Origin of the sequence: Ureibacillus chungkukjangi (genome assembly GCF_044795995.1) — a bacterium.
In the GTDB taxonomy this organism is placed as follows: Bacteria; Bacillota; Bacilli; order Bacillales_A; family Planococcaceae; genus Ureibacillus; species Ureibacillus chungkukjangi.
The window spans coordinates 1-10,000 of sequence record NZ_CP085009.1; the positions used below are offsets into that span (position 1 = coordinate 1).

Consider the following 10,000-nt stretch of genomic DNA (forward strand, 5'->3'; position numbering starts at 1 on the left):
TTGGAACATTTAGAAGAATTATGGAAAAATGTCCTGGCACAAGTAGAACAAAAAATTTCAAAACCAAGCTTTGAGACGTGGTTAAAATCAACAAAATTACTTTCTTATAAGGGTACTAATGTTACAATTGCCGCGCCTAACTCATTTGCTCGTGATTGGCTTGAAAATCATTATGTTCATCTAATCGCGGGCATTTTATCTGAACTTACAGGTGAAGACTTGCTAATTAAATTTGTTGTTCAAAAGGATCAGGACGATGATAGCCTCGATTTACCCGTTCCGGTAATCAAGGCAAAAAATGACGATGAACATGCAGAAATTTCACCAGGAATGTTAAATCCAAAATATACGTTTGATACGTTTGTCATTGGATCTGGAAATCGTTTTGCTCATGCTGCTTCACTAGCCGTAGCTGAAGCACCTGCAAAAGCCTATAACCCGTTCTTTATTTATGGGGGAGTAGGTCTAGGTAAAACCCATTTAATGCATGCTATTGGCCATTATGTGATAGAGCATAATCCAAATGCAAAGGTCGTCTATTTATCATCAGAAAAGTTTACGAATGAATTTATTAATTCGATTCGTGATAACAAAGCAGTAGATTTCCGCAATAAATATCGAAATGTTGATGTTTTACTAATTGACGATATTCAATTTTTAGCTGGAAAAGAATCTACTCAAGAAGAGTTTTTCCATACATTTAACACTCTGCATACCGAATCAAAGCAAATTGTTATCTCTAGTGATCGACCACCAAAGGAGATTCCAACATTAGAAGATCGTCTTCGTTCTAGATTTGAATGGGGGCTAATTACAGATATTACGCCACCAGATTTAGAAACGCGTATTGCCATTCTTCGTAAAAAGGCAAAGGCGGACGGACTAAATATACCAAACGAAGTAATGCACTATATTGCTAATCAAATTGATACAAATATTCGTGAATTAGAAGGTGCTCTAATTCGTGTAGTAGCTTACTCGTCTTTAGTTAATCAAGATATATCTACTGACCTTGCTGCTGCTGCATTAAAAGACATTATTCCAAATTCAAAACCACGAATGATTACGATTTTGGATATTCAAACGGCTGTAGGAGAGCATTTTAATATTAAATTAGAAGACTTCACAGCGAAGAGACGTACAAAATCCATTGCATTCCCACGTCAAGTGGCTATGTTTTTATCAAGAGAGTTAACCGATTTCTCTTTACCTAAAATCGGCGAAGAATTTGGAGGACGGGATCATACGACAGTCATTCATGCTCATGAAAAAATAGTGAAACTATTAAAAGAAGATCAACTACTTCAGCAAGATATTAAACAAATTCGTAGTATATTAGGTAAATAAACTTGTGGATAAATACTAGAATTCTACACATTTTTATCCACAACTTATCAACATGTGGATACCTTTATTTCAAGCGTGTTTGAATAAGTTATACACAAATCCACAGCCCCTATTACTATATCTATTAATATCTTTTAAAAATAATATTATTAATAAGTGAGGTATAACGATGAAATTTGATATTATGCGAGATCGTTTACTAGACGGATTAAACAATGTCATGAAAGCCGTAAGTTCTAAAACAACTATTCCGATTTTAACGGGAATCAAAATTGATGTAACAAATGAGGGAATGACTTTAACTGGTAGTGATGCAGATATTACAATCCAAACATTCATTCCAGTTGAAGAAAACGGGGATCAATTAATCAATATCTCTGAAACAGGTTCGATTGTATTACAAGCTAGAATGTTTAACGAAATCGTTCGTAAATTACCTACAAACGATGTTGAAATTGAAGTTTCAAATGGTTTGCAAACACATATTCGTTCCGGTAAATCTGAATTCCACCTTATTGGATCAGATGCGTCAGAATATCCTTTATTACCAGAAGTATCGACAGATCAACAATTTGCTATGCCAGCTGATCTATTAAAAGCAATTATTCGTGAAACAGTTTTTGCTGTAGCAACTTCTGAAAGCCGTCCTGTATTAACAGGTGTCAATTGGCAAATCAATGACAATGAATTAATTTGTATTGCAACAGATAGTCACCGCTTAGCAAGAAGAAAAACATCACTAGAACAATTACCAACTGATGTAAAATCTGTTGTCATCCCTGGTAAGAGCTTAAACGAATTAAATAAAATTCTTGATGAATCAACAAATCCTGTTGAAATCGTTATTACTAGTCAGCAAGTTTTATTTAAAGCAGATAATGTATTATTTTTCTCACGTCTGTTAGAAGGGAATTACCCAGAAACATCACGTTTAATTCCAGAAGAATATAAAACTAATATTACGATTAACGGCAAATCATTATTACAAGCAATTGACCGTGCTTCTTTATTAGCTCGTGAAGATCGTAATAATGTTGTTCGCTTTGAAGCATTTGACGGCAATATTGTTGAAATTTCATCGAACTCACCAGAAATCGGTAAAGTAGAGGAACAAATTCAAGTAGAAACACTTGAAGGGGAAAATTTAAAAATCTCATTCAGTGCTAAATACATGATGGAAGCTTTAAAAGCCATTGATGGACAAGATGTAGTGATTCAATTCACGGGAGCAATGCGTCCATTTATTTTACGTTCAGTTCATGATGATGCAATTTTACAGTTGATCTTACCTGTTAGAACGTACTAGTTTCTCAACACCACTAATTAAAAATTTATTATTACAAGTTTGGTAGTAAAAAGCTGCCAGTAGGGCGTCTCAACTTTTAAGAGACGCTCTATTTTATTTTTAAAGCCTATTTCACAAGCAAGATTTAGAAAGTTAAGCTTTGTAAATATGTAATTAGGATACGTAAATCGTGGATTTCTAATAATTTTTGACTATTATTTCGATTCTATGAGCTACTTATTCTGCTTTCTTTGGATTTTTTACTCAAATTTAGGTATGATAGATGGATAGATGCACGTGTAACGGAGGATGAAATACTTTGAATGAACTTGTAATTGATACAGAATTTATTACGCTTGGCCAAGCATTGAAAATGACAGATGCTATTAGTTCAGGCGGTATGTCTAAATGGTTTCTTCATGAAAATGATGTCTATGTAAACGGTGAAATTGATCAACGACGTGGACGCAAATTACGACATGGTGATGTTGTAAATATACCTGGCTGTGGAAGATTCGTCATCGTTAATAAGAACGGTGAAATTTAAATGTTCATCGAGCATTTAAAGCTTACAAATTATCGTAACTATGAAACATTAAAATTAGATTTTTCACCTAAAATTAATGTATTCATCGGGGAAAATGCTCAAGGTAAAACAAACGTTATGGAATCTATCTATGTTTTAGCTATGGCGAAATCACATCGAACAAGTAACGATAAAGAATTAATCCGTTGGGACGCAGACTATGGTAAAATAGATGGTGTTGTAAAAAACCGTTATGGTAGCATTCCAATGGAGCTATCAATTACCAAAAAAGGTAAAAAAGGTAAAATAAACCATTTAGAACAAACGAAATTAAGTAATTATATCGGACAAATGAACGTTGTCATGTTTGCACCGGAGGATCTTAATGTTGTAAAAGGCAATCCGCAAATAAGGCGTCGTTTTATTGATATGGAGATTGGTCAAATATCGCCTGTCTATTTACATGATTTACTTACATTTCAAAAACTTTTAAAACAACGGAATCATTTGCTAAAGATCAATCAAGGGAAAAAGCAAATCGATGATGTTTTATTTGCCATATATACTGAGCAATATATTCATGCAGCTGTCCAAATTATTCGTAAAAGGCTTAAATTTATTGAACTTTTACAGGAATGGGCTGAAAAAATTCATTTTGGGATATCACGTGGACTTGAAAAGTTAACGATCAAGTATCGTGCAACTACTGGCCTTAATCCTGAATGGTCTGAAGAGGAAATGGCTACATATCTCGAAAAAAAACTCGCAGAAGTTAAAAAGAGAGAGCTTGAAAGGGGCGTTACATTAGTTGGCCCACATCGTGATGATTTACAATTTTTTGTAAATGATTATGATGTTCAAACATATGGTTCTCAGGGGCAGCAACGTACTACAGCTTTATCTTTAAAACTTGCTGAAATAGAATTGATTAAGCAAGAAACAAGGGAAGCACCTATTCTGCTTTTAGATGATGTATTGTCTGAGTTGGATGATTATCGCCAATCACATTTATTAAATACCATTCAAGGTGAAGTGCAAACGTTTGTCACAACAACAAGTGTAGATGGGATTCATCATGAAACAATACAGCACGCTAAGATGTTTCACGTGAAACAGGGTATAATCGAAAGCTAAAATTTATAAATACTTTTTGCAGCTATAACTAAATGCTGTAATTCTATATATCTGTTTTAAACATTGTTTAAACAGTAATTTAGAAAAAAAGTGCAAAAGGCTGTATATTTTTGTCTAATTTTAAAATTTATGTTTAGAAAGTTTTAGAAATTTTGTTAAAGCTTTTTATTTTTGACACATACTGAAGTAATGAAAGAGTAGGTGAATATGGTGGCTTTAGAAGAGAAACAAGTACAACAAGCATATGATGCCGATCAGATTCAGGTTTTAGAAGGTTTAGAGGCTGTTCGTAAACGTCCTGGGATGTATATCGGCTCCACAAGCTCTAAAGGGCTTCACCATTTAGTTTGGGAAATCGTGGATAACAGTATTGACGAGGCATTAGCAGGTTTCTGTGATCATATTACTGTTGCAATTGAAAAGGATAACTGGATTCGTGTAGAAGATAATGGTCGTGGGATTCCAGTTAGTATTCAAGAAAAAATGGGTATGCCAGCAGTTGAAGTAATTATGACTGTTTTACACGCAGGTGGTAAGTTCGGCGGTGGCGGATATAAAGTATCAGGTGGTCTACATGGTGTAGGGGCATCTGTTGTAAATGCACTATCCGTTGAAACTGAAGTTTACGTTAAACGTGATGGTCATCTTCATAGTATTAAATTTGAACGCGGTCAAACAGTACAGCCAATCAAGGTAATTGGTGATTCTGGTGAAACAGGTACTACTACGCGTTTCAAGGCTGACCCTGAAATTTTTAAAGAAACAACAGTTTATGAATACGATATTTTAGCAACACGTATTCGCGAATTAGCATATTTGAATCGGGGTATTCGTATTACCATTCAAGATGAGCGTGAAGAAGAAGTACGTTCAGATAGCTTCCACTTCGAAGGTGGCATTCGTGAATATGTCGAGCATTTAAATAAATCAAAAGAACCAATTCATGATCCAATTGATGTAATGGGTGAAAAAGAAGGAATTGTAGTTGAAATTGCTATGCAATATAACGAGGGATTCTCTTCAAATATTTATTCTTTTGCCAATAATATCAATACCTATGAAGGTGGTACACATGAATCTGGCTTTAAAACTGCACTTACGCGTGTAATTAATGACTATGCACGTAAAAATGGTATGTTAAAAGACTCGGATACGAATCTTTCAGGTGAAGACGTACGTGAAGGGTTAACTGCGATTGTTTCCGTTAAACATCCAGAGCCCCAATTTGAAGGACAAACAAAAACGAAGCTAGGAAACTCAGAGGTAAGCTCAATTACGAATTCCTTATTCTCTGAAGGCTTTGAACGTTTTATGTTAGAAAACCCATCAGTTGCACGTAAAATTATTGAAAAAGGCTTAATGGCTGCTCGCGCACGTGTTGCAGCGAAAAAAGCTCGTGAATTTACACGTCGAAAATCAGCTTTAGAAATTTCAAGTTTACCCGGTAAACTTGCAGACTGTACATCAACAACACCATCTGAATCTGAAATTTATATCGTAGAGGGTGACTCTGCGGGTGGTTCAGCAAAATCAGGTCGTGACCGTTATTTCCAAGCAATTTTGCCGTTGCGCGGAAAAATTTTAAATGTTGAAAAAGCAAATTTAAACCGTATTTTATCGAATGCTGAGATTCGTGCCATGATTACAGCCTTTGGTACTGGTATCGGTGAAGAATTCGATTTAGAAAAAGCACGTTATCATAAAATTGTTATCATGACTGATGCCGATGTAGATGGTGCACACATCCGTATTTTATTACTTACTTTCTTCTTTAGATTCATGCGTCCATTAATCGAAGCTGGATACGTATATGCTGCCCAACCACCTTTATATCAAATTAAACAAGGTAAGCATGTCGAATATTGTTATTCAGATGAGGAGCTTCAAGAAGTATTAAATCGTTTAGGAAGTACACCAAAACCAGTTGTTCAACGCTACAAAGGTTTAGGTGAGATGAATGCTGAGCAATTATGGGATACAACAATGGATCCAGAGTATCGTACACTTTTACAGGTGGAGCTAGATGATGCAATGAGAGCCGATGAAATATTCCAAGAGTTAATGGGAGATGAGGTTGAGCCTCGTAGACGATTTATTGAAGAAAATGCAGTTTATGTACAGAACTTAGATATTTAACTTTATTCAGTATGAATTTTCAACTTCTATAAGTGGTGTAATGAACGCTAAAGGTACTACAATCAGTGAGATAACCTCTGCTGAATGGAGTTAAACCTCTTGCGGGTACATTCGATTTTTAAAGAGGATTTAAAGAGGAGGTTAGCCAAGAATTGACACAGGTCTTGTGTTCACTGGCTAACTATCCTGCGTCTCGCGCAGGCCTTTAGCTCGTATGAAAATCTGGATGGTAGTACGCCAGGGTGTATTTGATATGATCGTTTTAAAAGGAGGTCTTCCTTGTGTCTGAAAGTCAACACGAAGGTGTAAAAGGAATAAAAATTAGTGAAGAAGTACAAACATCATTTTTAAACTATGCTATGAGTGTTATTGTTTCACGTGCACTACCAGATGTACGTGACGGTTTAAAACCTGTACACCGTCGTATTTTATATGGAATGCAAGAATTAGGGAATACATCCGATAAGCCCTATAAAAAGAGTGCCCGTATTGTTGGGGATGTAATGGGTAAATACCATCCACATGGTGACTCATCTATCTATGATGCTATGGTACGTATGGCACAGCCTTTTAGTTATCGTTATATGCTTGTTGATGGCCATGGGAATTTTGGTTCTGTCGATGGTGATGGTGCAGCCGCAATGCGTTATACCGAATCTCGTATGTCGAAAATTACGATGGAAATGCTGAGAGATATCAACAAAGATACAATTGACTATCAAGATAACTATGATGGTAATGAAAGAGAACCAGTTGTATTACCAGCCCGTATTCCGAACTTATTATTAAATGGGGCATCAGGGATTGCTGTAGGGATGGCAACAAACATTCCTCCACACCAACTAGGTGAAACAATCGATGCTGTTATTGCATTATCTGAAAACCCTGCAATCACTACAGAAGAATTGATGGAAATTATCCCTGGTCCAGATTTCCCAACAGGCGGAGTAATTTTAGGACGCAGTGGTATTCGTCGTGCTTATGAAACAGGTCGTGGTTCAATTACAGTCCGTGCGAAGGCAGAAATTGAAACAAAAGCAAATGGAAAAGAAACAATTATTGTTAACGAAATTCCATACCAAGTAAACAAAGCCCGATTAATCGAAAAAATTGCTGAACTAGTTAGAGATAAAAAAATTGACGGCATTACCAATTTACGTGATGAATCCGATCGCCGTGGTATGCGAATTGTGATGGAAATCCGTAAAGATGCCAATGCCAATGTAATTTTAAATAATTTATATAAACAAACAGCTATGCAATCCAATTTCGGTGTGAACATGCTTGCTTTAGTTGATGGTCAACCAAAAGTATTGAGCTTAAAAGAAGTTCTATATCACTATTTGGAGCATCAAAAAGTAGTAATCACTCGTCGTACAAAATTTGAGCTGAAGAAAGCAGAAGATCGAGCTCATATTTTAGAGGGGTTAAGAATTGCCTTAGATCATATTGATGAAATCATTTCAATTATCCGTTCATCTCGTTCTGGTGATGAAGCAAAACCAGTCTTAATGGAACGATTTAACTTAACGGACCGTCAAGCACAAGCTATCTTAGATATGCGTCTTGTTCGTTTAAGTGGATTAGAACGTGAAAAAATTGAAAATGAATACCAAGAGCTTCAAGCTTTAATAACTAAGTTAAGAGAAATCTTAGCTGATGAGGGTAAAATCATTGAAATTATCCGAACAGAATTAACAGAAATTAAAGAGCGCTTCAATGATATACGTCGTACAGAAATTACTGCTGGCGGATTAGAAATGATTGAAGACGAAGATTTAATTCCACGTGAAGATTCTGTACTTACTTTAACGCATAATGGCTACATAAAAAGACTTGCTTCGAATACGTATCGTAGTCAAAAACGTGGTGGTCGTGGTGTTCAAGGAATGGGAACACATGATGATGATTTCGTAGAACATTTACTATTCACTTCGACTCACGATACAATTCTATTCTTTACGACTAAAGGTAAAGTATATCGTGCAAAAGGATATGAAATTCCTGAGTTTGGTCGTACAGCTAAGGGTCTACCAATCGTAAATCTGTTGAATTTAGAAAAAGAAGAAAAAGTGACGGCGATGATTCGTGTTGACGAATTCAAAGACGATATGTATTTAATCTTTACTACGAAAACAGGTATTACAAAACGTACACAGCTTTCTCAATTTGCACATATTCGTACAAGTGGTTTAATTGCCATCAATCTTCATGATGAGGACGATTTAATCTCTGTTCGCTTAACGGATGGAACTAAAGATGTCATTATTGGAACACATGATGGAATGCTAATCCGCTTCAAAGAAGAAGAGATTCGCTCGATGGGTCGTACTGCATCCGGTGTACGTGGTATCAAGCTGCGTGAAGGTGATTACGTAGTTGGAATGGAAATCATTGAACCAGGACATGAAATTTTAGTTGTCACTGAAAGAGGCTATGGAAAACGAACTCCAGAATCTGAATACCGTTTACAAAGTCGCGGTGGTGTTGGTTTAAAAACAATCCAAATTACAGATAAAAACGGTCCGATGTGTGCTGTGAAAACAGTAGATGGTACGGAAGACATTATGCTTATTACAATCAATGGTATTTTGATTCGTATGGATGTTAATGATATTTCGGTTATTGGACGTAGTACTCAAGGTGTCCGTTTAATTCGTCTAGGCAGTGAGGAGCTTGTTGCAACAGTTGCTCGTGTGAAAAAGGATGAAGAAGACGACGAGATAGAAGATGAAGAATTAGATCATACTACTGAACAAGAAACAACTGATGAAGTAGATCTAGAGTCTTCAGATTTAAATTCAGATGATGAATAACAAATAGATAAAGGACCAGAAACTTACTTTTAGGTTTCTGGTTTTTATTATGCTAAAATTTGATAGCCCTTGATATTACATAAATTTAATAGTCAATATATTATAGAATTTATAATTTCCATTATTAAGAAAGATAGTAAGTGTAGTATAATTTTATTAAGTCCATCAGTAAAATTTTAAAAGTGACTTAGTTCATGCCTCTATTAGCTTCTTAAAAACTTAAACAGAGAAGAGGTTTTAGTTTGGAAACTACATACGTAAATAGCAATAATTTAAGAGTAGGAAAGGTTATAGCAGAGGATATTTTTGCGAATACCAAGTATCCTATTATTTATAAAAATACAAAAATTACCAATGAAATTTTAGATGTCCTAAAGGTATTTCATATATTTAAGGTGCCTGTATTGGTAGAAGAAGCCGAAAACCAACCAGAACAAATAGATGATTTAACAGGTAATACTATGAACATAGAAGTACCTAAACCTGTAATGACATTTGAAAAAATCTATTTAGATGCCGTGGAGGAATTTAAGAGAATATTCTTTGACTGGGAATCTGGATCGAAAATTGATATTACCAAGGTAAGAGGGATTATTTTGCCTCTAATCGATAAAGTTCAAGAGGAACGCTCCATTCTTTTTAAGCTTAATAGTTTATCGAACACAAAAGATTATTTATACCATCATTGTATTGCTACTGGCTTAATTAGTGCGATTATTACACAAAAACTGGGTTATGAAAGAGGCTTTGTTCTAC

The 10,000-nt window shown here is 35.3% G+C and carries 7 protein-coding genes (1 of these 7 cut by a window edge); all 7 read left to right on the plus strand.

Annotation, left to right across the window (positions count from 1 at the left end):
• Positions 1–1,347 (plus strand): chromosomal replication initiator protein DnaA, encoded by a 1,347-nt coding sequence (gene dnaA / locus LG296_RS00005; RefSeq protein ID WP_107937756.1) that lies wholly within the window; start codon positions 1–3, stop codon positions 1,345–1,347.
• 169 nt (positions 1,348–1,516) lie between these two features.
• Positions 1,517–2,653 (plus strand): DNA polymerase III subunit beta, encoded by a 1,137-nt coding sequence (gene dnaN / locus LG296_RS00010; protein ID WP_107937754.1) that lies wholly within the window; start codon positions 1,517–1,519, stop codon positions 2,651–2,653.
• A 298-nt stretch (positions 2,654–2,951) separates the two neighbouring features.
• Complete coding sequence (yaaA, locus tag LG296_RS00015; RefSeq protein ID WP_107937752.1) at positions 2,952–3,179, plus strand: S4 domain-containing protein YaaA; 228 nt, start codon at positions 2,952–2,954, stop codon at positions 3,177–3,179.
• Positions 3,180–4,292 (plus strand): DNA replication/repair protein RecF, encoded by a 1,113-nt coding sequence (gene recF / locus LG296_RS00020; RefSeq protein ID WP_107937750.1) that lies wholly within the window; start codon positions 3,180–3,182, stop codon positions 4,290–4,292.
• A gap of 207 nt (positions 4,293–4,499) precedes the next feature.
• Complete coding sequence (gene gyrB, locus LG296_RS00025) at positions 4,500–6,428, plus strand: DNA topoisomerase (ATP-hydrolyzing) subunit B (protein WP_181418118.1); 1,929 nt, start codon at positions 4,500–4,502, stop codon at positions 6,426–6,428.
• 281 nt (positions 6,429–6,709) lie between these two features.
• The gene (gyrA, locus tag LG296_RS00030) at positions 6,710–9,244 is read left to right on the plus strand and encodes a DNA gyrase subunit A (protein WP_107937749.1); all 2,535 of its coding nucleotides are present in this window, start codon (positions 6,710–6,712) and stop codon (positions 9,242–9,244) included.
• Positions 9,245–9,486: 242 nt separating this feature from the next.
• Positions 9,487–10,000, plus strand: partial view of an HD-GYP domain-containing protein gene (locus LG296_RS00035; RefSeq protein ID WP_107937747.1) — the start only. The gene runs 581 nt beyond the window's last position; the window shows 514 of its 1,095 coding nt (coding positions 1–514); the start codon lies at positions 9,487–9,489; its stop codon lies beyond the right edge, outside the window.

Coding starts and splice junctions, on each gene's coding strand:
- dnaN (WP_107937754.1), top strand. CDS start 1,517: ATGAAATTTGATATTATGCGAGATCGTTTACTAGACGGATTAAACAAT.
- gyrB (WP_181418118.1), top strand. CDS start 4,500: ATGGTGGCTTTAGAAGAGAAACAAGTACAACAAGCATATGATGCCGAT.
- recF (WP_107937750.1), top strand. CDS start 3,180: ATGTTCATCGAGCATTTAAAGCTTACAAATTATCGTAACTATGAAACA.